Origin of the sequence: Campylobacter concisus, assembly GCF_003048835.2 — a bacterium.
GTDB lineage: Bacteria > Campylobacterota > Campylobacteria > Campylobacterales > Campylobacteraceae > Campylobacter_A > Campylobacter_A concisus_D.
In genome coordinates this window covers 1,068,575-1,090,853 of record NZ_CP060705.1, presented here as the reverse complement: position 1 = coordinate 1,090,853, position 22,279 = coordinate 1,068,575, and the positions used below count along the sequence as shown (strand labels likewise).

General features: G+C 38.7%; 23 protein-coding genes. 16 read left to right on the top strand and 7 right to left on the bottom strand.

Annotation, left to right across the window (positions count from 1 at the left end):
• Positions 1-98: 98 nt before the first annotated feature.
• The 3 genes from CVT08_RS05435 to CVT08_RS05425 all read left to right on the top strand — a co-directional run bounded on the left by CVT08_RS05435 (position 99) and on the right by CVT08_RS05425 (position 1,557).
• Positions 99-323 (top strand): hypothetical protein, encoded by a 225-nt coding sequence (locus tag CVT08_RS05435; protein ID WP_103560437.1) that lies wholly within the window; start codon positions 99-101, stop codon positions 321-323.
• Between the two features lie 130 nt (positions 324-453).
• Positions 454-813, top strand: a complete 360-nt coding sequence (locus CVT08_RS05430) for a hypothetical protein (protein ID WP_021092013.1) — start codon at positions 454-456, stop codon at positions 811-813.
• A gap of 177 nt (positions 814-990) precedes the next feature.
• Positions 991-1,557 carry a hypothetical protein gene (locus CVT08_RS05425; protein WP_107857005.1) on the top strand — a complete coding sequence of 189 codons (567 nt, stop codon included), beginning with the start codon at positions 991-993 and terminating at the stop codon, positions 1,555-1,557.
• A gap of 212 nt (positions 1,558-1,769) precedes the next feature.
• On the opposite strand, the gene CVT08_RS05415 is transcribed toward CVT08_RS05425, so the two are convergent.
• A complete protein-coding gene (locus CVT08_RS05415) occupies positions 1,770-2,534 on the bottom strand; it encodes a replication initiation protein (protein WP_223154259.1) in 765 nt (254 codons plus the stop codon).
• Positions 2,535-2,664: 130 nt separating this feature from the next.
• On the opposite strand from CVT08_RS05415, the gene CVT08_RS05410 reads away from it, so the two are divergent.
• From CVT08_RS05410 to lpxD, 12 genes are all read left to right on the top strand, one after another.
• A complete protein-coding gene (locus CVT08_RS05410; protein ID WP_107856883.1) occupies positions 2,665-3,627 on the top strand; it encodes an NAD(P)/FAD-dependent oxidoreductase in 963 nt (320 codons plus the stop codon).
• On the top strand, positions 3,624-5,882 hold the full coding sequence (locus CVT08_RS05405) for a vesicular transport factor Uso1p (RefSeq protein ID WP_107856884.1): 2,259 nt from the start codon (positions 3,624-3,626) through the stop codon (positions 5,880-5,882). Before CVT08_RS05410 ends, CVT08_RS05405 begins: the two co-directional genes overlap by 4 nt.
• Positions 5,879-6,586 carry a tRNA1(Val) (adenine(37)-N6)-methyltransferase gene (locus tag CVT08_RS05400; RefSeq protein WP_107856885.1) on the top strand — a complete coding sequence of 236 codons (708 nt, stop codon included), beginning with the start codon at positions 5,879-5,881 and terminating at the stop codon, positions 6,584-6,586. The genes CVT08_RS05405 and CVT08_RS05400 overlap by 4 nt, the downstream gene beginning before the upstream one ends.
• Positions 6,583-6,948 carry a YkgJ family cysteine cluster protein gene (locus CVT08_RS05395; protein WP_107856886.1) on the top strand — a complete coding sequence of 122 codons (366 nt, stop codon included), beginning with the start codon at positions 6,583-6,585 and terminating at the stop codon, positions 6,946-6,948. The genes CVT08_RS05400 and CVT08_RS05395 overlap by 4 nt, the downstream gene beginning before the upstream one ends.
• Positions 6,927-8,189, top strand: coding sequence for a tetratricopeptide repeat protein (locus CVT08_RS05390; protein WP_107856887.1), 1,263 nt, complete (start codon positions 6,927-6,929; stop codon positions 8,187-8,189). Before CVT08_RS05395 ends, CVT08_RS05390 begins: the two co-directional genes overlap by 22 nt.
• On the top strand, positions 8,186-8,971 hold the full coding sequence (gene trpC, locus CVT08_RS05385; protein ID WP_107856888.1) for an indole-3-glycerol phosphate synthase TrpC: 786 nt from the start codon (positions 8,186-8,188) through the stop codon (positions 8,969-8,971). Before CVT08_RS05390 ends, trpC begins: the two co-directional genes overlap by 4 nt.
• Positions 8,971-9,456 (top strand): HIT family protein, encoded by a 486-nt coding sequence (locus CVT08_RS05380; RefSeq protein WP_002942290.1) that lies wholly within the window; start codon positions 8,971-8,973, stop codon positions 9,454-9,456. Before trpC ends, CVT08_RS05380 begins: the two co-directional genes overlap by 1 nt.
• A complete protein-coding gene (mnmH, locus tag CVT08_RS05375) occupies positions 9,443-10,450 on the top strand; it encodes a tRNA 2-selenouridine(34) synthase MnmH (RefSeq protein ID WP_107856889.1) in 1,008 nt (335 codons plus the stop codon). Before CVT08_RS05380 ends, mnmH begins: the two co-directional genes overlap by 14 nt.
• Before the next feature lie 113 nt (positions 10,451-10,563).
• Positions 10,564-10,782, top strand: a complete 219-nt coding sequence (locus tag CVT08_RS05370; RefSeq protein WP_230855904.1) for a hypothetical protein — start codon at positions 10,564-10,566, stop codon at positions 10,780-10,782.
• A gap of 201 nt (positions 10,783-10,983) precedes the next feature.
• Entirely contained in the window at positions 10,984-12,678 is a 1,695-nt protein-coding gene (locus CVT08_RS05365) for an acetolactate synthase large subunit (RefSeq protein WP_230855969.1), read from the top strand.
• Between the two features lie 2 nt (positions 12,679-12,680).
• Complete coding sequence (gene ilvN, locus CVT08_RS05360) at positions 12,681-13,142, top strand: acetolactate synthase small subunit (RefSeq protein ID WP_223227413.1); 462 nt, start codon at positions 12,681-12,683, stop codon at positions 13,140-13,142.
• Positions 13,142-14,095, top strand: coding sequence for a UDP-3-O-(3-hydroxymyristoyl)glucosamine N-acyltransferase (gene lpxD, locus CVT08_RS05355; protein WP_107856246.1), 954 nt, complete (start codon positions 13,142-13,144; stop codon positions 14,093-14,095). Before ilvN ends, lpxD begins: the two co-directional genes overlap by 1 nt.
• A gap of 464 nt (positions 14,096-14,559) precedes the next feature.
• On the opposite strand, the gene CVT08_RS05350 is transcribed toward lpxD, so the two are convergent.
• Genes CVT08_RS05350 through CVT08_RS05325 form a run of 6 tightly spaced genes read right to left on the bottom strand, consistent with a single transcriptional unit; the run spans position 14,560 to position 19,424 of the window.
• The gene (locus tag CVT08_RS05350; protein WP_009293860.1) at positions 14,560-15,228 is read right to left on the bottom strand and encodes a lysophospholipid acyltransferase family protein; all 669 of its coding nucleotides are present in this window, start codon (positions 15,226-15,228) and stop codon (positions 14,560-14,562) included.
• A complete protein-coding gene (locus tag CVT08_RS05345; RefSeq protein WP_107856245.1) occupies positions 15,215-16,522 on the bottom strand; it encodes an SH3 domain-containing protein in 1,308 nt (435 codons plus the stop codon). The genes CVT08_RS05350 and CVT08_RS05345 overlap by 14 nt, the downstream gene beginning before the upstream one ends.
• Positions 16,516-17,181, bottom strand: coding sequence for a phosphoribosylformylglycinamidine synthase I (gene purQ, locus CVT08_RS05340; protein ID WP_012001682.1), 666 nt, complete (start codon positions 17,179-17,181; stop codon positions 16,516-16,518). Before purQ ends, CVT08_RS05345 begins: the two co-directional genes overlap by 7 nt.
• Positions 17,178-17,414, bottom strand: coding sequence for a phosphoribosylformylglycinamidine synthase subunit PurS (gene purS / locus CVT08_RS05335; RefSeq protein ID WP_009293857.1), 237 nt, complete (start codon positions 17,412-17,414; stop codon positions 17,178-17,180). The genes purQ and purS overlap by 4 nt, the downstream gene beginning before the upstream one ends.
• Positions 17,415-17,422: 8 nt before the next feature.
• Positions 17,423-18,133, bottom strand: coding sequence for a phosphoribosylaminoimidazolesuccinocarboxamide synthase (purC, locus tag CVT08_RS05330; protein ID WP_009293856.1), 711 nt, complete (start codon positions 18,131-18,133; stop codon positions 17,423-17,425).
• A 16-nt stretch (positions 18,134-18,149) separates the two neighbouring features.
• Positions 18,150-19,424, bottom strand: a complete 1,275-nt coding sequence (locus CVT08_RS05325; RefSeq protein WP_230855968.1) for a S41 family peptidase — start codon at positions 19,422-19,424, stop codon at positions 18,150-18,152.
• Positions 19,425-19,676: 252 nt separating this feature from the next.
• Between CVT08_RS05325 and CVT08_RS05320 the strand changes: the two genes are divergently transcribed.
• Positions 19,677-22,250: an ATP-dependent Clp protease ATP-binding subunit gene (locus CVT08_RS05320; RefSeq protein ID WP_107856243.1), complete on the top strand. Its 2,574-nt coding sequence runs from the start codon at positions 19,677-19,679 to the stop codon at positions 22,248-22,250.
• Positions 22,251-22,279 lie beyond the last annotated feature (29 nt).

Genomic DNA, 22,279 nt, shown 5'->3' with positions numbered 1-22,279 from the left:
ATTTTTTAATCATTTATTAGTTTATTTTTGCTTATTTTATTATTTTTTAAGCAAATTTTCACTATAATAAACTAAATTCAATAAGGAAAGGATACAAAATGGAAAAAAACACAAGAGATGAACTAATAAAAGTTGGTGCTTACATAGAGTCAAAGAATGGCGTAGAGTTTAGTGTAAGAATTAGTAAGATAGAAGGCTCAAATGTAACCGTTAGTTGGAGAAATGATTACTACGAAGAAAACTCTCAGGTAATTCCTAAGTCTATCATTAAAGTAGATGGCGATGGCGAATTAAGTGTTCCAAATTGGACAATAAGAAGGTAGTCAGCGGATTGTTAAAATATAGCAAGAAGCAGATATGCGAAGAGATATTTTAAAAGGATAGTAAAGGTAGCGACTATGCGCCGATCGGTGAACCAAAATGTAAAAAAGATAGCGACCGACAGGAGATAAAATGACGATAGAGACGATAAAAGAAATTTTGGGCTGGCTTGATCAACACAGCTGGTATATAATATCCATATTTATACCGATAGGCTTATTTTGTATATTTTATAGCTCCAAGCAAATAGAAAAGGCGAATAAAGAACTTATAGAAAATTTAAAGAAGCTACTTAATGACGAAGAGTTTAATTTTTTGATCGACGATAAAAACAGGACAAAGTACTTACGCAAATTTAACGACATAATCAAAACAGAGATGTCGATAACAGAAGATAAATATATAGCTATTTTGGCAGATTTTCGCGATACGATAAAGGTCGATTTTCAAGAAAAGCTAAGGCTTGACGAGATAAGGAAGCAAATATTATGAAGCCTTTAAGAGAATATAAAAATTTATAATTTTTATCGCTTTTTTGGTATAAATTTAGGAAATTTATTATTTTTAGTTTTGTGAAAAATTAAAAATAATGCTATCTTAATTTTTAATATTTTATTTTTTATTAAGATTAAGAGATTAGAATTTTAAAAAAATAAAAGGGAAAAAGAGATGGATTTTAAAAGAATAAGCAATTCTACTGACAAATTAGATGAATTTATAGCTGGAGCAGATAGTCAAAAGGAGCAATCTACAAAAAAAGGCAAGGTATCGGTTGGAACTAAATTTTCTAAAGAACTAGGCATAAAAATACGCAAGAAATATCCAACGTATACGCTAGCAAAATTTATAGAATTAGCATTAACAACACCTATACCATATATAAAAGATGAAGTGCTTGTAACGATCTATGACCAAGCAAAATGGCACAATACGAGCATGAGCGAATTTGTAAGATTTAAAATGGGATTAATAGAAGCCCCACAGCCAAATGACGCAAAAGAGAAAGAGCATCAGCAAAACTATATAGTATTTGTAAGTGAAGCAAAGAAAAAAAAGATAAGACAAATCGCAGAAAGCCTAGAAATAAGTATTTTAACCTATTCAGACATTAAAATTCTAGCAACATACGAGCTAAAAGATATTTTCACATTTGATGAACTAATGCAATTTAAGGCGGAAGCGAACAACTTTGACCTAGATCTGGAAGAGTACATAGCCATGAGAATAAGAGGTTGATAAGCCAAGAAACAAAAATGACTAAAAAAATTAAAAATAACCTTATAAAAATCCATAAAATTTTAGTAAGAATGTTTAAAAATAAAAATAACGATAGCGATAGTAAAAGGCAAAATTTACCTACCCCAAAAGCTGAGCAAATAAATTTTGACGTTCAAAAGCTAGAGCTAGATTATTAGGATAAGTAAGAGTGATCGTAGCTCTAAGCAAAATCAAGCATCCTCATTTAACATAAACCTAAAAGAGTAGCCGATAACGTTCTTTTTAGAGCCTTCAGCAATTTTCTTCTCGAGAACAATCTTTTTAAAGTAGTTTTCGTTTAACTCTTCTATGGCAGGATTTATTACACGGCGATCCAAATCTCTCGTTTCGTATTTTTCAGGAACGCTCATAAATCTTTCGAAATCAGGTCTATTAAAATTTACACACTTAAAGCCATCTTTGTCGGATCTGATATTTTGATATTGTAGTAAGAGGCGATAAAGAGACTTTGCAAATTTACTTCGAATTGAAATAAAATCGTGTAAATTTATTCTCATAAATTTTAGAGTACCAAATAAAATATCGAGAGCTTCTGTATTTAATTTAAATTTTAAAATTTGCGTATTTCTAAAAGCTTTAATAGAAATGAAAAAAACTCCAGCCGTCATAATTTCATCATTATTTGTAATCTCTAAACTTTTGTAGATTGCCGATCCGTTTTCGCCTAAAACCTTTTTACAAAACTCAAGCACCTCGTTATTAAAACGAGTTTTATTTAGACCTTCAGCAAAGAATTGTGATATCTTAGAATACGGCATTTCAATATAATTTCTGCTATCCGAATACCCCAATTGCTTTGCATACCAGCAAATAGTGAAGAAAATATCATAATCCCTAGATGTAAAATTTACTGGAAACAATATAGAATTCATTTTATTACGGAAAACGAGCGTTCCATTGCTTTCTATATGAGCGACTCTTGTGGTTTTAAGCACGAAATTACCTTTCTCAAAATAGAAAGACATTTCACACATTTTTTTTACCTCAAAGTTCAATTTTAGAATCTCGATAGTAAAATACGTTCAATTTATTACAGCTTAAAATTTATAAAATTTGGAGAAAAATATGGCAAATATTTATGATCTGATAGTAGTTGGCGGCGGACCTTGCGGCATAGCTAGTGTAGTGGAGGCTAAAAGAAATGGCTTAAGTAATGTTTTGCTCCTTGAAAAAGGTGACAACCACAGCCAGACTATAAGAAAATTTTATAAAGACAATAAACGCGTGGATAAAGAGTATAAAGGGCAAGATAGCACGATCCATGGGCTAGTTTCGTTTGAAGATGGCACAAAAGAGAGCACACTTGATTATTTTGACAAGCTGCTTGACTCTGAAAAGATCGAGGCGTTTTTCAACTCAGAGGTCGAAAGCGTAAAAAAAGAGGGAGAAATTTTTAAAGTAACAACCTCAAAAGCGACCTTTAAAGCCAAAAACGTCATGGTATCTATCGGCAAAATGGGACGTCCAAACAAGCCTGACTATAAGATCCCGCCGTCATTAAATTCAGTTGTAAATTTTAACCTAGATAACTGCACAAACGGCGAAAAAGTGCTAGTTGTGGGTGGTGGCAACTCTGCGGTTGAGTATGCTATCGAGCTTTGTCAGTATAACAAAACGACGATCGCTTACAGAAAAGATAAATTTAGCCGTGTAAATGAGACAAATTTAAGCGCTCTTTGGGAGCTTGAGAAGCACAATAAGATAAAAGTAAGGCTAAATCACGATATAACCGAGATCGATAATGAATCAGGCAAGGTAAGAGTGCATTATGAAAATGGCAAAATCCGTGTCTATGATAGGGTTGTTTATGCGATCGGTGGCTCAAGTCCGGTTGATTTTTTACAAAAATGTCAGATAAAAACTGATGAAAAAGGCACTCCGATAGTTGATAGCAGCTACCAAAGCAGCGTGCCAGGACTATACGTGGGAGGCGACATCGTTTTAAAAAATGGCGGCTCGATCGTGGTCGCACTAAATCACGCTCATAGCGTCATCAAAGACATCTTAAAAGGCAAGGCACAAGCTTGATAAATAAAATCGCACTAGCTATTGTTTGTCTGATAGCTGGCTTTTCTCTCTCGTTTTTGAAATTTCAAAAAGAGGACGAGGCGCCAAAAGATACTAATCAAACGATTTATTCTATAAATTTTGATGATCTCCCCGAAGAAGAGAAGCAAAGATATGTAAGCAAAGATGATCTTTACGAGTATGGCGGCTACATCACGCCAAAAAGCTACATGCAAAATTTTGTTGATGATAAGGATCTAAATTTATCAAACAATGTAAATGAGCTTCAAGAGCAAGTGCGCGAGCTAAGCAAAAAAAATGAAATTTTAGCCGCTGATAATGTCGATATGAGCGAGAAAAATTTAGACTTTATAAGCAAAATTTCAGAGATGAAAAGAAATATCGAAAATGAAAAAAACGAGATAGTTGAAAAAAATCAAAAGGCTCTTGGCGAGCTTGAGGCGCAACACTTTGAAAATATCCAAGCTCTGACAAAGCGCCTAAATGAAGCGCAAGCTGATATGATAGAGAGCTCAAAGGCTTATGAGAAAAAGATAATCGACCTTGAAAATGCGATAAATGACGCTAGAAATGGCGATGAGAGCAAGCTAAAAGATGCCAAGGCCGGCTTTAATAAATTTAAAGAGAGCTTTGAGGCAAACTACACCGCTTTAAAAGAGCAAAATAACGAGCTAAATGCGACGCTTACGCAAAAAGAGGCTCTTATAAAAGAGTATGAAAAAGCTCAAAGTGAAAAAGATAGAGGCGAAAAAAAAGAAATTTTGCTTTTAAAAGAGGAGATCGAGCGAGTTAAAAATGACGCCGACACTCAAAAATTTAGCTACGAAAAAGAGATAAATGCGCTAAATGATGGCTTTGAGACACAAAAGAGCGTTATGGAGGATGAGCTTTCTAAAAAGACAAATAAGATAATCGATCTGCAGGAGGCTCTTGAGTCAAACAAGACCGCACTAAAAGATAGAATTTACGAGCTTGAAGAGATCAAGAAAAATTTAAACTCAAAAGATCTAATGGCACAAAGCTATAATGGCAAAAATTTAGAGCTAAATGCCTCGCTTGCGGCACTTCATAAGAGTTTTGACGATCTAAAACAAAAGAGTCTAAAAAGCGAGCAAGAGAACAAACTTGCAAATGAAAATATAAGCTCGCTTAAAAAAGAGCTTGAGAGGGCAAATGCCCTAAATAAAAAGCTTGAAAAGCAAAATTTAGACGCAAACTCAACTCTAAGTGAGCTAAGCAAAAAGCTAAGTTTGAGTGAAGAGAGCCTTAAAAAGAGCCAAGAAGAGCTAAAAGCGTTTGATACGAAGACAACTAAATTTCTAAAAACGCTATTTGATCAAAACCAAACCATCTCTTTGCAGTCGCAGAAACTTGGCTCAAACGAGGGTGAGCTAAAAAATTTGAGCTCAAAGCTCGATCTAAAAGATGCAAAGATAAAAGAGCTTGAAGAAAATGTCACAAAGACAAGCCAAATGCTCCTTTCTAAGCAAAGCGAGCTAGAAACTCAAAAAAGAACGCTAAAGATCGATATGCAAAACTATGAAATTTTGCGCCAGCAAATAAACATGCTACAAAAAAAGATAGTCGATACCTCAACATTTTTAACAGACAACAACAAAAGTGGTGGCAAAAATTTACTAAGCTTGCAAAATGAACTAGAAAATGCAAAGCAAAAGCTAAATGAGAGTAACAAGACGATAGAGAGGCTAAATTCAAAGATAAGTGAGCTAAGCTCAACCACTCACAAAGGCGGTAGCGGTAGTGTAAATGCCCAGATAGTCGAGCTCCAAAAAGATATCGAGCAAAATTTAAACAGACAAGATGAGCTTGAAAATGAAAATGTAAATTTAAAAAATATCTTGCAAGCTACGACAAAGCCTGAAACCCCAACAAAGCTAGTCCTCATCTCCAGCATCGAGTGCGACGATATGGACGCAAAGGACAAGGTTAGCATAATGTGCAAAAACAGAGTGAGTGAGTTTTTGCAGAGATTTAACTCAAACTACATGTATGAGATCATCCCGATCGTGGATAAGAAAAATTTTGTCATCCCATCAAATGTCGCTCAAAATATCAAAAAAGATGACCTTGGCAAGCTAAATAACTACGTAAATTACGGCGTTGGCAAAGAGCGTGCAAAGGCGGCTGCTGAGCTTATAAAAGAGGAATTTGGCGACTTTGCAAGGATCAGCTTTAGCTCCGAAGTGATCGTAAAAGATGTGACACGCGGCTTTATCATCAAGGTTTATAGATGATCTTAGCCCAGCTTGAAAATGGCTATCGCTACAACAGCGATACGCTCGTTCTTTATGATTTTATCTGCTCTAGCGTAGGCGAAATTTCTGGCAGAGTTTTGGACGTTGGAGCAGGGTGTGGGATACTTGGACTTTTGCTTAAGCGTGACTTTAAAAAGATAGATCTAAGCATGCTTGATCTTTTAGAGCTAAATAGCAAAATTTCTAGCTTTAACGCAAAGAGCAACTGCCTAGAGGCTAGAGCCATAACGGCTGATTTTGCAAATTTTAAAGATAGTGAGAAATTTGATCTAATCATCTCAAATCCGCCCTTTTATCATGACGGTGTTACAAAAAGCCAAAATGAACACATAAAAGTTAGCAGATATGCAAGCTCGCTAAATTTAAAGGATTTTATAAGAGGCATAAGCGTAAATTTAAAGCCACATAAAAGGGCGTTTTTTTGCTATGCACCAGATGATCTTAGCGAGATAGTAGCATGCTTAAAAGAGTATAAACTAAATTTGGTGAGTTTAAAATTTATCCATACCAAAAAGGATAAGCCAGCAAATTTGGCTTTACTTGAAGTGCGAAACAACTCAAATTCAAAGCTAAAAGTCCTACCACCTCTTGTGATGAGCGAAGATGGCTCACACACGAAAGAGGCAAGCGAGATCTTTAAAAAAGCTGATACAAACAGCGTCTCTTACAAGGAGATCGCGTGAGGGCTGATGGTTTTAGCTATGAGTTTGATCCTAGCTTTTGCGAGAGTTGCGGGGGCAAGTGTTGCACTGGCGAGAGTGGCTATATCTGGATAGATGAGGGTGAAATTTTAAAATTTTGCGCCGCTTTTGGTATCTCAAAAGATGAGTTTGAGAGCAAATTTTTAATACGTGTTGGGCTTAGGCGAAGCATCAAAGAAAAGCCTTATGATGATGGTTTTGCTTGCATATTTTTTGATGAGAAAAACAAAAACTGCTCGGTTTATGAGCTAAGACCTAAGCAGTGCAGGACATTTCCGTTTTGGGATTATTTTAAAAAAAACTTAAAGGAGCTAAGAGCAGAATGCATTGGCGTAAAATTTTAATAATTTTTATAAGCGTATTTTTTAGCACGCATCTACTTGCAGATGATAACAAAAGTGTAAATTTACGCCTAATGCAAGCTCTCATATCGCAAGATAGTGGCGACGTAAATGCTAGTATCCAGACCTATCTAGGGCTTTTTAAAGAGACAAATCAAAAGACCTATCTAAAAGAGGCGATCAAGCTAGCTTTTGCCACAAAAAATGAAAATTTAGATAGCCTTATGAGTGAGGGCGAGAAGAGTTTAAAAGACGATAGCGATTTTATCAGGATCAAGGTTGCAAATTTGGTCAATCTCTCTAAGCTAAACGATGCAAAAGAGCTGATGCAAGAGCTTGCCACAAAAGAGCCAAACGCTCAAAATTTGCTCATGCTTGGCACTATTTGTATGATGCAAAATGATACGGTAACGGCGCTAAAATACTTCGAGGAGGCATACTCGCTAAAGCCTGAAGAGGAGAATTTACTCCGCATAGTTGATATCCTTTTAAACCGCATGGATAATGTAAAAGATGCGACAAAATACCTCGAGAAATTCCGCGAGGAGCAGGGCTGCACTCAAAAAACATGCGAGCTTTTAGCTGAAATTTACTCTCAGCAAAGAAATTTCCCAAAGGTGATCGAGCTTTTTGAAGAGATCTACGACATCACTCACGATACCACTTATCTTGATAAGATCGTGCAGTATTTTATCTATGATAAAAATTACAAAGCGGCTATTGAAATTTTGAAAAAATATGGCTACAACGACGCCACGCTTATGGATCTTTACGCTGCGACTGGAAATTTTGGCGATGCATACGTTTTGGCGGTTAAAATTTATAACGACAGCAGGGATCTAAATTTCTTAGCAAAGGCGGCCATTTACGAGTACGAGATGAACAAAGATAGTCTGGATGAAAAAAAGATCGCTGATATCTTAGATAAATTTGAAGCTAGCGTGCCAAAGCTTAATAACGATATGTTTTTTAACTACTACGGCTATTTGCTAATTGATCATGAGATAGACCCTAGAAAGGGCGTAGAGATGGTGCAAAAAGCGCTTGAGATCTCGCCAGACTCGCCTTACTATGAGGACTCGCTAGCGTGGGGTTATTTCAAGCTTGGCGAGTGCAAAAAGGCAAAGGGCATAATGATGCACGCGATGAAAGATGTTGATTTTAAGGCTTCAAAAGAGGCAAAAGAGCACTTGCACCTCATCGAGCGCTGCATAATAAATTTAAACAAAAGGCTTAAAAAATGATACTTGATGAGATCATAAAAAAGACAAAAGAGGATCTAAAAAAGCGAAAAGCTGACTATCCACAGGAGTGGCTAGGTCGCTCTCTAGCATACAACCCATACGTGCCAAGAGACGTTTTGGGCGCACTTAGATCAAGTAAAGATGAGCCTATAAAGATCATAGCTGAGATAAAAAAAGCAAGCCCAAGCAAAGGTGTGATAAGAGAGGACTTCGAGCCGATCAAGATCGCTCAGGAGTACGAGCAGCACGCAAACGCTTTTAGTATCCTAACTGAGCCTCATTGGTTTAAGGGCGACATCGAGTACATCACTCAGGTTCGCCGCTACGCATCAAGGCCGATCCTTAGAAAAGACTTTATCGTTGATAAGTATCAAATTTTAGAAGCTCTTGTTTATGGAGCGGACTTTATCCTGCTTATCGCTAAAGCGCTAACACAAGGCGAGCTAAAAGAGCTACTTGAGTACGCACACCACTTGGGGCTTGAGGTCTTAGTAGAGACACATGACGCGAGCGATGTGAAAAAGGCAGTCTTTGCAGGAGCAAATATAATAGGTATAAATCATAGAAATTTAGATGATTTTACGATGGATATGAGCCTTTGCGAGAAGCTCGTGCCGCTTTTGCCAAATGGCAAGATAATAGTCGCAGAAAGCGGACTTTACGAGCATGAGCAGCTTCGCGAGCTAAGTAAGATCGGAGTTGATGCCTTCTTGATCGGAGAGCATTTTATGAGGCAAGATGATATAAAAAATGCCGTTAAAAAGATAAAGGAGGGCGAGTGATGCAGCACCTTTGTGCCCCTTGGAGAAGCGAGTATTTCAGCGCAAAAAAAGATAGTTGCGTCTTTTGCGAGGTCATAAACTCAAAAGAAGACGACGAGAAAAATGGCGTGCTTTTTCGTGCTAAGCACTGCTTTGGGATCATGAATTTATACCCATATTCGCCAGGACATTTTATGATCATACCAAACCACCACACCGACAAGATCGAGGAGCTTGACGAGCAGACGTGGTTTGAGATGAGTAAATTTGTAAGGCTTGGGGTTGAAATTTTAAAGCGTGAGCTTCACGCTCAGGGCGTAAATATCGGTATGAATTTAGGTAAGGCAGCAGGCGCTGGCATAGCTGAGCATGTGCACTATCACCTTGTGCCAAGGTGGAGCGGGGATACAAATTTCATCACGACGATCGCTGATGTTAGGGTAAATGGCACGCCGTTTCATCCGCTTTATCAAAAGCTAAAAAAGGCTTTTAGTGGCGTTATTTGAGATTGATATCGATCAGTGGCTTGAAAAAAGAGGCGAGTTTGAAGTCCTAATAGACGCTAGATCGCCGCATGAGTATGCCTACTCGCACATAAAAGATGCTCTAAATTTATACGCGCTTGATGATGCTGAGCACAAAGAGGTAGGCACGATCTACAAAAGCGACAGAGCCCTAGCAAAGAGCCTTGGTGCAAAATACATCTGCAAAAATTTGCAAAATATCATCGACGAGGTCTATAAAAGGGCTAAGGTTGGCTCAGCGGTTGGGATATACTGCGCAAAGGGCGGACTTAGATCAAGCTCGGTTGGCTTTGTGCTAAGCATGATAGGATATAGAATTTATAGGCTAAATGGTGGCTATAAGGCATATAGAAACCATGTTTTGGAGTTTTTAGAGCGTCCTTTAAGTACGAAATTTATCACTCTTTTTGGCAACACTGGCTGCTATAAAAGTAAGCTCATAAGGGCACTTTCGCCATCAATAGACCTTGAAGCGATGGCAAATCACTTAGGCTCAGTTTTTGGCGCGATAAACGGCGCGCAACCAAGCCAAAAAAGCTTTGAAGATGCGTTGTTTGAGGAGCTTTCTGCACTAAAAGATCAAATTTGCTTTATCGAGGGCGAGAGCAGAAGGATCGGCTCACTAACACTTCCAAAAAGTCTTTATGAGGCGATGCGAAGTGGCATCTGCGTCGAGGTTAGCGCGAGCTTGGAAAATAGAATTTCTTGCATCACAAGCGACTATGAAAGTGTGGATAAAACCTTTTTTGATGAGTGCATAAAGAAAATTTCGCCCTTTATCGACAAAGAGGCCAGAGATGAGGCGGTGGCCAAATTTAACGAAAACGACATCGCCAAAGTGGCTGAAATTTTACTCACAAAATACTACGACAAGGTCTATAAGAAAAATGAAAAGATTGATGTTTTTGTAAGCTCTGATAATCTTGACGAGGCTGTAAAAAAGCTAAATTTGATAAGAGATGAGGCTAAATTTTAAATCCTTTTGACGCTTTGTTTGGGCTAAATTTCATCTATAAATTTAAATTTACTCTCTTTGGCTTGGTCAAATTTACTTTTAAATTTAAAATATATTGGTTTTTGCACTTAGAAATGGCTTATTTTAAGGCTATTTTTATACTTCAATATAAAATTTCTTGCTATTTTTGTGAAATTTCTAGCCAAATTTTCTGGGTTACTGGGTTAAATTTGGTTACTGGATTGGCTGGATTGGCTGGATTGGCTGAATTGGCTGAATTGGCTGAATTGGCTGAATTGGCTGAATTGGCTGAAAAGCCACGCCAAAATTTACACCGACAAACTCAAATTTAAAAATTTACCGCTCAAATTTCTTAAAATACTAAAAATATTACGTTAAATTATATGTAAAATACTTTGTAATATCCTTGCTCCAGCGTTAAAATTTTTTCAAAGAATTTAAGATAACGCCCAAATTTCGCTAAAAAGTTAAAATGGATTTAAAATGCTTTGGGATATAATTTGCGATAAATTTATCAAAAGGCTAAAGTGATGATAAAACAAATTTCTGGTTCGCAGATGATAAGCGAAGCCTTGCACGAAGAGGGCGTTGAGATAGTTTTTGGCTATCCTGGCGGTGCAGCTTTAAATATCTACGACGAGACATATAAACAAACTTATTTTAAGCATGTCTTGGTTCGCCACGAGCAAGCGGCCGTGCACGCAGCAGACGGATACGCTAGGGTTAGCGGAAAAGTGGGCGTTGCATTTGTAACAAGCGGTCCTGGCTTTACAAACGCAGTGACAGGCCTTGCTACGGCTTACAGCGACAGCATCCCAGTTGTGCTTATAAGCGGTCAAGTACCAACCTTTATGATCGGCACAGATGCCTTTCAAGAGATCGATGCGGTCGGAATTTCACGCCCCTGTGTCAAACACAACTTCTTAGTAAATAGTGTCGAGGAGCTACCTCGCATCATAAAAGAGGCGTTTTACATCGCAAGATCAGGCCGTCCAGGACCAGTTCATATCGACATCCCAAAAAACGTAACTTCAAAGCTTGGCGACTTTGTCTATCCAAAAGAAATTTCTATCCCAAGCTACAAGCCGACCTATAAAGGCAACCAAAAGCAGATCAAAAAAGCAGCTGCTGCGATAAATGAAGCAAAAAGACCACTTCTTTACATCGGTGGCGGCGCAGTCGCATCTGGAGCAAGCGAGATCATACGTAAATTTATGAAAAAAACTGGCATCCCAGCGGTCGAGACACTTATGGCTCTTGGCGTACTTGATGCAAAAGATGAGCTAAATTTAGGCATGGCAGGCATGCATGGCAGCTACGCTTCAAATATGGCGCTTAGCGAGTGCGACCTTCTTATCTCGCTTGGAGCTAGATTTTGCGATAGGGTCACAGGCAAAACTGACGAGTTTGCCAAACATGCAAAGATCATTCATATCGACATCGATCCAAGCTCTATCTCAAAGATCATAAATGCTCACTATCCGATAGTTGGCGACCTTGCAAACGTGCTAAGCGAGCTTTATGAGGAGGTGAAAGGTGAGCCTAAAAACTATGCGCCTTGGAGAGAAATTTTAGATAGATATCAAAAGCTAAATCCACTTGGTTACACAGATAGCGACAAGGTCTTAAAGCCTCAATGGGTAGTTGAAGAGACCGCAAAGATAGTTGGTCCTGAGGCTATCATCGCAACTGACGTTGGTCAGCACCAGATGTGGGTGGCGCAGTTTTATCCATTTAACCGCGCAAGGCAGCTTGTCACAAGTGGCGGTCTTGGCACGATGGGATACGGCCTCCCTGCAGCGATCGGCGCAAAGTGTGCGATGCCTGAACATTTGGTTGTAAATTTTACAGGCGATGGCTCGATACTTATGAATATCCAAGAGCTAATGACTGCTTATGAGACAAATGTCCCTGTCATAAACATCATCTTAAACAACAACTTCCTAGGCATGGTGCGCCAGTGGCAGACATTTTTCTATGAAAAGCGCTACTCATCGACTGACCTTAGCCTTCAGCCTGATTTTGTCAAGATCGTTGAGGGATTTGGCGGTGTTGGCTTTGTATGCAAGAGCAAAGATGAGTTTAAAAAGGCTTTAAAAGAGGCGATCAAGAGTAAAAAATCAGCTCTTATTGACGTGAGGATCGACCGCTTTGAGGATGTGCTTCCTATGGTTCCAGCTGGGGCTGCGATTTATAATATGATATTAAAGAGCAAGGAAGAAAAATGAGTATCAGAAGAACGATTTCGGTTATAGTTTTAAATGAACATGGCGTTTTGGCTAGAATTTCTGGGCTTTTTGCGGGCAGGGGCTACAACATCGACACGCTCACAGTCGCTCCGATACCTGAGAGCAACTTCTCAAGACTAAGCATAGTCACAAGCGGCGATGAGAGGGTTTTAGAGCAGATCGTAAAACAGCTTCACAAGCTAATCCCAACATACAAAGTCATAGAAAGTGGCGAATTTGTCGAAAAAGAGATGGCTCTTGTGAAAATCCCGCTTGGTGAAAATTTTGCGGGCCTTGAGGCGATACTAAAGACATATAATGGCATCGTCACAAATACAAACGAAAACTACATCGTCGTCATGGTGGCTGACGATGCGAGCAGAGTAGAGAGCTTTTTAAAATCGATAAAGAAATTTAACCCAGTTGATGTCGTGCGCGGCGGATCTGTGATAATGGATATATGATGAAACTAAGCGAAATAGCCTTAAAAGTAGATGCTACTTTTAGTGGAGAAGATCTTGAAATTTTTGCTCTAAATTCTTTAAAAAATGCAAATAAAGCTGAGCTAACATACTGCGATGGCGAGAAAAATGCTAAATTTATAAGCACTTCAAACGCTGGAGCTATCTTGGTGACAAAATCGCTTTTAGACTTAGTACCAGCTGGCATGGTAGTGCTTGTGTGCGACAACCCGCACCTTGCATTTGCCATCCTTAGTAAAATTTACGCTAAGCCGCTTTTTTGCGAGCCAAAACCATCAAATATCGCCCAGAGCGCCACTATAATGCCAAATGTCTATATAGGCTCAAACGTGAGCGTGGGCGAAAATACGATAGTGATGGCTGGGGCGTTTTTGGGCGATAACGTAACTATCGGTAAAAACTGCATCATCCATCCAAACGTCGTCATCTATAATGACTGCGTCATCGGCAATGAGTGCCACCTGCTAGCAAACTGCGTTATAGGCAGCGACGGCTTTGGCTATGCGCATACAAAAACTGGCGAGCATGTGAAAATTTATCACAATGGCAACGTTGTTTTGGGTGATTTTGTCGAGATCGGCGCTTGCACGACGATAGATCGTGGCGTTTTTGAAAGCACGATGATCGCAAACTACACAAAGATAGACAATCTCGTTCAAATAGGCCACAACTGCGAGCTTGGAAATGGCTGCCTCATCGTCTCACAAACTGGACTTGCTGGCTCAACAGTGCTAGGCAGAAACGTCGTCATGGGCGGACAAAGCGGTTCAGCTGGTCACGTAAGCGTCGGAGACTTCGCTCAGATCGCGGCACGAGGCGGCGTTAGCAAAGACCTGCCTGGCGGCAAAAAATATGCTGGAGCTTATCCGATAATGGAGCTTTCAGAGCAGTTTAAATTTCAAGCAAAGATATTGAGATTTTTTAAGAAAAACTAAATTTGGCGGAGCTCTCCGCCAAATAGTTGTCATACTTCTATAATTTAAATTTAAATTTTCTATTTTTTTATTTCACTGAAATCATAAACCATATTTATGGATAAATAAAAGCCCACTGCTAATAAAAAGTAGCCGGTAAGAGTTCTAGTTTAAATGGTTGAATTTTTATTGTAAAAACAAATTTTTGTATATGAAAAAAAATTAATGCTCATAACAAAATGGCTGAACTAATATGGGTAATGTATTAGTAAGATATAGTAAATTTGGACACATGCTTTGATATACAAAAACTTATAAAAGATATCAAACAAATCGCTGGCGAGTAAAATTTTACTAATATGATTTGCCTAAACTTGCAAGGTAATATCACACTAACATCTGCTTTGTAGCCTTATGACTTTAAACCTTTACAGTGATTTGCTTTAGAAATATGAAATTTTAATAGTAAATTTACAAAACTAAATTTATTTTCTATTTTCGTCTAGGACTTTTTGCATGCTCTCTCTAGTCGCCTCTAGCCAGTTTTGTTTTGAAGTATCGACTAGATCAAGACAAAAGAGCTTGATGTCAGCTTTTTTAAAGCTAAATTCTTTTACTTTCATCGCATCGCTTCCGACGATTACGATAGGTTGAACCTTTAAATTTAGCTTTTCAACTAGCAGCTTTGCGCCACCTTTAAATGGCAAGAGCTCTTTAGTTTGAGACCTTGTGCCTTCTGGAAATATCGCTAAAACACGGCCGTTTTCTACTCTGTCTTTTGCTTCGCTTAAAAGTTTTATTAGCGAGTGCTTATTTTCTCGCTCGACCGCTATCATCTTTGGGAGGCTCAAAATTTTACCTATGATTGGGATCTTGCCTATCTGCGCCTTTGCGATCCAGCAGATGTTTTTAGGATGAATCTCTTCAAGCACGATGATATCAAGCATACTTTGGTGATTTATCAGCAAGATATTTGCTTCGTCGCTAAATTTACCGATAACTTCTAGCTTATATCCGCCAAAAAATCTCTGCGATCTGCCCCAAAATTTTCTTATGGCTCTATTTTTAGAGTTAAAGAGCCACATAAAAAATACGACGATAACAACGCTTATCACAAATTCAATAGAAAAGAAAAAAGCTCTAATTTTTGACAAGATCACCCTTTCTTACCCAGCCGATTTTGCCATCTGCGAATAAAATTTTTGAGTAGTCATCTTTTGTGTCTAAAATTTCAACATTTTCGTTTTTACGAGATGTATAAAAAACGGTTGAATTTTTAGTCGGCAAGATAGTGACACTCACATCTGGCTTAAGCACTGCTTTGCCAAAAGGATTGTAAGTGTAAATCCCTAGTGCGATAAAAACAGCTGCCACAAAGAAGTAGCTTAGCTTTCTTCGCCAGATCGCTAGCAAGATAAAGATAGCGACCAAAGAGTAGATCGTGATATCTTTGTAAGTGCTAAATTCGCTTTGCTTTGGATTTAGACCGATTTGCGTGCTAACCTCGTCCTCTTCGACGCTCACAGGCAGTGAAAAGCTCTCAAATTTAGCTTTTTTTAGGTTGTAGTAGTTAAAGTCAAGTGTCTTTTTGTTTGGCTTAAATACTGCAAAATAATATGCACTTTGTGAGTTAAAGTCGCCATTTATCGTATCTACGCCTTGCTTTAGGATCGTTTTATTTTCGATATTAAAGGCGCTTAGATCGACATTGTTGCCATAAATTTCAACGACCATGATGTTGTTTATATCATCAAATTTAGTCGTTTTAAATTTCTTTACCTCAAGGTTATCAGCGACGATGTGGTTGTAGTTTTCGTCACTTCTAAGCTCTTTTAGCTTTGGTAAAAAGATATTTATGTTTGAGTTTTGATAGTTCTCACCATTTCTTTTTAGATCCAAGCTAACTCGTAAAGTCTTTGCGTCAATGCTCGTTGCTTCAAGGTAGAAAGTGCCGATATATTTGTTCTCATCGCCTTTTACCCATTGAAAATTCTTCTTATTTAACCATTTGATATTTGTCTCATCAAGCTGTGTCTCAAACTCAAACTCAAGGTCACTTTGCGTATCAGCCACGATCTCAACGCTAAAAATTTCTCCTACTACGACATTTTTAGGGATATTTGTCGCTTTTAAAAGGAGGTCTTTTATCTTGATCTTGTCATAGACTTGATTATCAGGGATGCTGATATCTGGTTCGTTTGTCGGGACGATATTTCGCATCTGCTCTGGAGTGATACGCTCTGGCTGTGGGGCTATAGAGCGTGGAGAGACGAGTTTTCTTGATATATCTTCTTCGCTTGGAGTCTTTGTTTGTGGCTTTGATGCTTGGCTATTTACAAATTTATCCTCTCTTGCCTCATCCATCATGTCAAAAACGCTGACTTCATCAGTGTTTGCAGCAAATAAATTTAGCGCGAGTAGGGCGATAAAAAGTGTTCGTTTTACCAAACTAGCCCTTTTAACATCTTCATGCCATCATCTGTGCCTAAAATTTTCTCGCAAGCACGCTCTGGGTGAGGCATAAGACCAAAAATCCTCTTACTCTCATCGCAAATCCCAGCTATGCTATCAACTGAGCCATTTGGATTTATCTCATTGCCGTGGCTGTCACAGTACTTTAGCAGGACTTGCTCGTTATCATATAGGCTTTTTAGTGTATCTTCGTCGGTATAGTAGTTGCCCTCGCCGTGAGCGATAGGGATATTTACTACTTCGTTTTTGGCTAAATTTGCTAGGAATTTATTGTTATTTGAGATCACTTTTAGATGGTGATATTTTGAGACGAAATTTAAATTTTCATTTCTTCTCATCGCACCTTTTAAAAGTCCAAGCTCTAGAAGCATCTGAAAGCCATTGCAAATTCCTAATATGTAGCCACCTTTTTTCGCATGCTCTTTTACAGCCTGCATAGCTGGGCTAAATTTAGCTATCGCAGCCGTTCTTAAGTAGTCGCCGTAGCTAAAACCACCAGGCAAAACGACTAGATCAGCATCGATCTTATCTTCTTTGTGCCAGATGATCTGCGTTTGGCAGCCAAGTAGTTTAAAAGCGTGAGCTGTGTCTTCTTCGCAGTTTGTGCCGGGAAAAAGTATGATCGCTACTTTCATAGCACGATCTCGTAGTCTTCGATGACGGTGTTTGCTAGAAGCTCTTCACACATCACTTTTAGCTGCTCTTTTGCTTTGTTTTTATCGCTCTCGTCGATGTCTAAAACGATTTGTTTGCCTATCCTGACATTTGAAACACCGCTAAATCCAAGCGAATTTAGCGCGTGCTCCACTGCCTTACCAGCAGGGTCTAAGACCCCACTTCTTAATGCTATATTTACGACAGCTTTCATCTTTGTCCTTAAGAAAGAATTCTTCTTAAAACTTCTTCGTAAGCTACTTTTACGCTACCAAGGTCTTGTCTAAATCTATCTTTATCAAGTTTTTCATTTGTTGTTGCATCCCAAAATCTGCAGCTATCAGGGCTTATCTCGTCAGCTAAGATGATGTTGCCATCTTTGTCGATACCAAATTCAACTTTGAAATCAACTAGTTTTAAATTTCTCTCTGCAAAGAATTTAAATAAGATAGAGTTGATCTCTCTTGCTGTGTGTCTTAGAGTTTGAAGATCTTTTTCGCTTTTTACTAGACCCATGATGATGCAGTGCTCGTCAGTAACTAGTGGATCGTGCAAATCGTCGTTTTTGTAGTAGAACTCAACAAGTGTAAAAGGTAGAACTGTGCCTTCTTTTATGCCAAGCCTTTTGCTAAGTGAGCCAGTTGCGATATTTCTCACAACAACTTCAAGAGGTATGATCTCGCATTTTTTGACCACTTGCTCGGTGTCGCTGATCGTTTCAACTAGGTCAGTCACGATACCTTTGCTCTCTAGCAGTTTAAAAAGCTGAGTAGAGATTTTGTTATTTAGTGCGCCTTTGCCAGCTTCGTTGCCTCTTTTTTGAGCGTCAAATGCTGTTAAATCGTCTTTAAATTCAGCCACAAGTAGATTTGGATCGTCTGTGGCGTACATTTTCTTGCCTTTTCCCTCGTAGATAAGCTCTCTTTTTTGCATGTTGTTCTCCTTTAAATTATTGTTGTTTTATCTTTAAAATTTTGATCGTATCAATCGCTGTTTTTAACTGAATATCCTCATCAACTTTTTTCTGTGTGATTATGTTTTTATCATCTTTTGCTTCAGTTTTATTGCCTTCACTTGTTGGATTTATCTTGTTTAGTTCGCTCTTTAGATGTGCTTTTAGTTCGCTCTCTTTGATGTTAAATGCACTATCATCGCTTTGTGGCACTTTGCCAGGATGCACGACTACATCAGGCGTGACGCCAACTGCTTGGATAGTTCTGCCGCTTGGCAAGTAGTATCTTGCAATGGTTAGTCTTAGCGCTTCAGTGTCGTCTATTGGTAAGATCACCTGAACGCTGCCTTTGCCAAATGTGTTTTCGCCAATTATCACCGCACGCTTATGATCTTGCAGTGAGCCACTGACGATCTCGCTAGCACTTGCGCTTCCGCCATTTACAAGGACAACTAGCGGGAGTTTTGAGAGAGTTTTGCTAGCGCTTGCTTTATACTCTACATTTTCAGATGCATCACGACCCTTTTGAGATACGATGATGCCGTTATCTACGAAAAGATCCACTAGATCGACAGCTTGATTTAAAAGACCGCCAGGGTTGTTTCTAAGATCAAGTATGATGCCATTTGCTTTTGGATGCTCTTTGATAGCATCTTTGACCTTTGTGACGACGTTTTTGTCGAAATTTGTGACGCGTATATAAAGGATGTTTTCATTTTCTATCATTTTTGCATAGACAGACTCAACTTTTATAAGATCTCTTATGATCTTTACGTCAAATGGCTTTTGCTCGCCTTTTCTCAAAATAGTAATTGTTATCGGGGTTTTTGGTTTACCGCGCATTTTATTTACGGCTTCATCTATCGTTGTGCCGATAGTCGAGTTGCCATCGATTCTTAGTATAATATCGCCTGCTTTTATGCCTGCTTTATCAGCTGGAGTGTCCTCGATAGGCGAGATAACGGTTAGTGCGCTATCTTTCATGCCAACTGTTATGCCAAGTCCGCCAAATTCTCCGCTTGTTTGCACCTGCATATCTTTATATGCTTTTTCATTTAAAAAGCTCGAGTGAGCATCTAAATTTTGCATCAAACCAGCGATGGCTTTGTCGATTATCTCTTTAAATTTAATGTCATCAACGTAGTATTTTTCAACAGTTGAGATGGTTTTTGTAAGTTTTGAAAGTGCTTCAAGTTTCGCACTCGCCTCATCTTCAGTTTTAGCAAAAAGTGCATTTACTGCTACGCTTGAGATGAGTATGGCGCCTGTTATTTTTAGCGCAAAAGATCTAGTAAATTTATTCAAAATATCTCCTATATTTTTTGGCTCAATTTTATTAACATTTGGCTAAAAAAAGCATAAATTTAACCTTATATTTTTAGCTTTTGTCTATTTTTAACACAAATTTATAACAGCAAATTTTAGCAATTATATAAAAAGAGTGACAAATGCTATAAAAATACTTGACAATATAAGACTAAAGTTATATAATGCCGTCATTATAAAATAACTTAAGGAGCTTTAATGGCTGACATAACAGAAAATTTAACAGCGCAGATGCAAGAGACACTTGAAAAAGGCGTTAGCTTAGCGATCTTTTCTAAAAATCCACAAGTTGTGCCACTTCACGTCTTTTGGGCTTTGCTCGCTGATAGCAATTCTATTTTAAATCAAGTATTTAATAAGATGAATATAAGCAAAGACGCAGTCGAGCTTGAGATAAAAAGCAAGATCTCGTCACTCCCAAGCAGCTCAAACGTCACAAAAGATAACGTTTCAGTTTCAAGAGAGCTTATAAATTCGCTTGAAAATGCAAAAGCTTTAATGGTAAGCATGGGCGATAGCTACATAGCTGTTGATACTTGGATCATCTCGGCTCTTGAGCTTAGTGAGATCAAACAAATTTTAAGCAAATTTTGCGACATCTTAGAGATCAAAAAGAATCTTGAGAGCATAAGAGGTGGTAAAAAGATAGATAGCCAAACTGGCGATGATACTCTTGATAGCTTAGAGAAATTTGGTATCGATCTAACACAAAAAGCCCTAAATAAAGAGCTTGATCCAGTCATCGGACGTGATGAAGAGATCACTAGAATGATGCAAATTTTAATAAGAAAGAGCAAAAATAACCCTATCTTGCTTGGTGAGCCAGGCGTTGGTAAAACAGCTATCGTTGAGGGGCTAGCTCAAAAGATAGTGGCTCGCGATGTGCCAACAAGCCTTGCAAACAAGCGTGTCATCGCGCTTGATATGAGCGCAGTTGTAGCTGGAGCAAAGTATAGAGGCGAGTTTGAAGATAGGTTAAAAGCCGTCATCGACGAGGTCAAAAAAGCTGGCAATATCATACTTTTTATAGATGAAATTCACACCATCGTTGGAGCTGGTGCGAGCGAGGGTGGAATGGATGCTGCAAATATCCTAAAACCAGCTCTTGCGCGTGGCGAGCTTCACGCTGTTGGTGCGACAACATTAAAAGAGTATAGAAAATACTTTGAAAAAGATGCAGCGCTTCAAAGACGTTTTCAACCAATAGACGTCAAAGAGCCAAGCGTAAATGAGGCACTTCAAATTTTACGTGGTATAAAAGAGCGTCTTGAAGTTCATCACGGCATCACCATAACTGATAGCGCGCTAGTTGCCGCAGCAAGGCTAAGCGACCGCTACATCGCAAACCGCTTTTTGCCGGATAAAGCGATCGACCTTATTGACGAGGCAGCAGCTGAGCTTAAGATGCAAATAGAGAGCGAACCATACGAGCTTTCAAAGATAAAACGCGAGGTCGTAACGCTTCAAGTAGAAAAAGAAGCTCTAAAGATGGAGGATGCGGATAAAAACAAAGAAAGACTTGGCGAGATCGAAAAAGAGATAGCTGATCTAAATGAGAAAAAGCTAGCGCTTGATACTAAATTTGAAAACGAAAAGGCCGTTTTTGGCGGAATTTCAAAAGCAACAAAAGAGATCGATAGCTTAAAATCACAAGCTGAGATAGCAAAAAGAAATGGCGATCTTCAAAAGGCTGCCGAGATAGAATACGGCAAGATAGCAGACGCCAAAAAGCACAAACACGAGCTTGAAGAAAAATGGGAGTACATGAAAAAAGAGGGCGTACTTCTTAAAAATCAAGTCGATGAAGAGCTTGTGGCTGAAATTTTGAGCAAATGGACTGGAATTTCAGTTAAAAAGATGTTAACAAGCGAAAAAGAGAAATATCTGCGCATCGAAGAGCATCTAAGAGAGAGTGTTGTCGGTCAAGATGACGCACTACACGCACTTGCACGTGCTGTTAAGAGAAACAAAGCTGGACTAAATGAAGGTCAAAGGCCGATTGGTTCGTTTTTATTTCTTGGACCAACAGGCGTTGGCAAAACTCAGTCTGCTAAGGCTTTGGCTAAATTCTTGTTTGACGATGAGAAGGCGCTTATCCGCTTTGATATGAGCGAATATATGGAAAAACACAGCGTGAGCAGGCTACTTGGTGCGCCTCCAGGATATGTAGGCTACGATGAGGGCGGTCAGCTAACAGAGGCAGTTCGCAGAAGACCATACTCAGTCATACTTTTTGACGAGGTTGAAAAGGCTCACAAGGACGTATTTAACATACTTCTTGGCATACTTGATGATGGACGCGCGACTGATAACAAGGGCGTAACGGTTGATTTTAAAAATACTATCATCATTTTAACTTCAAACATCGCTTCAAATTTCATAATGGAGCTAAAGGGCGAAGACCGCGATGTAGCTGTTAAAAACGAGCTTAAAAACTACTTTAAACCTGAGTTTTTAAATAGGCTTGATGATACCATCATCTTTAATCCTCTAAATGAGCAAGGCTTGATATCTATCGTAGAGATCATGTTTAAAGAGCTTGAAAAAACTCTTCACAACCGCGGTATCAAGGCAGTTTTAAGCGAAGAGGCTAAGAAATTTATTGCAAAAGCTGGCTTTGACATAGTCTATGGTGCAAGACCGCTAAGAAGAGCACTTTATGAGCTAGTTGAAGACAAGATCGCTGATATGATCTTAAAAGATGAGCTTGAAAGTGGCGATGAGATCACCATTGATAGCGATGGCGAGAAGATCATCATTAAGAAAAAATAACTTCAAATTTACTTGGTAGGTTGGATCAA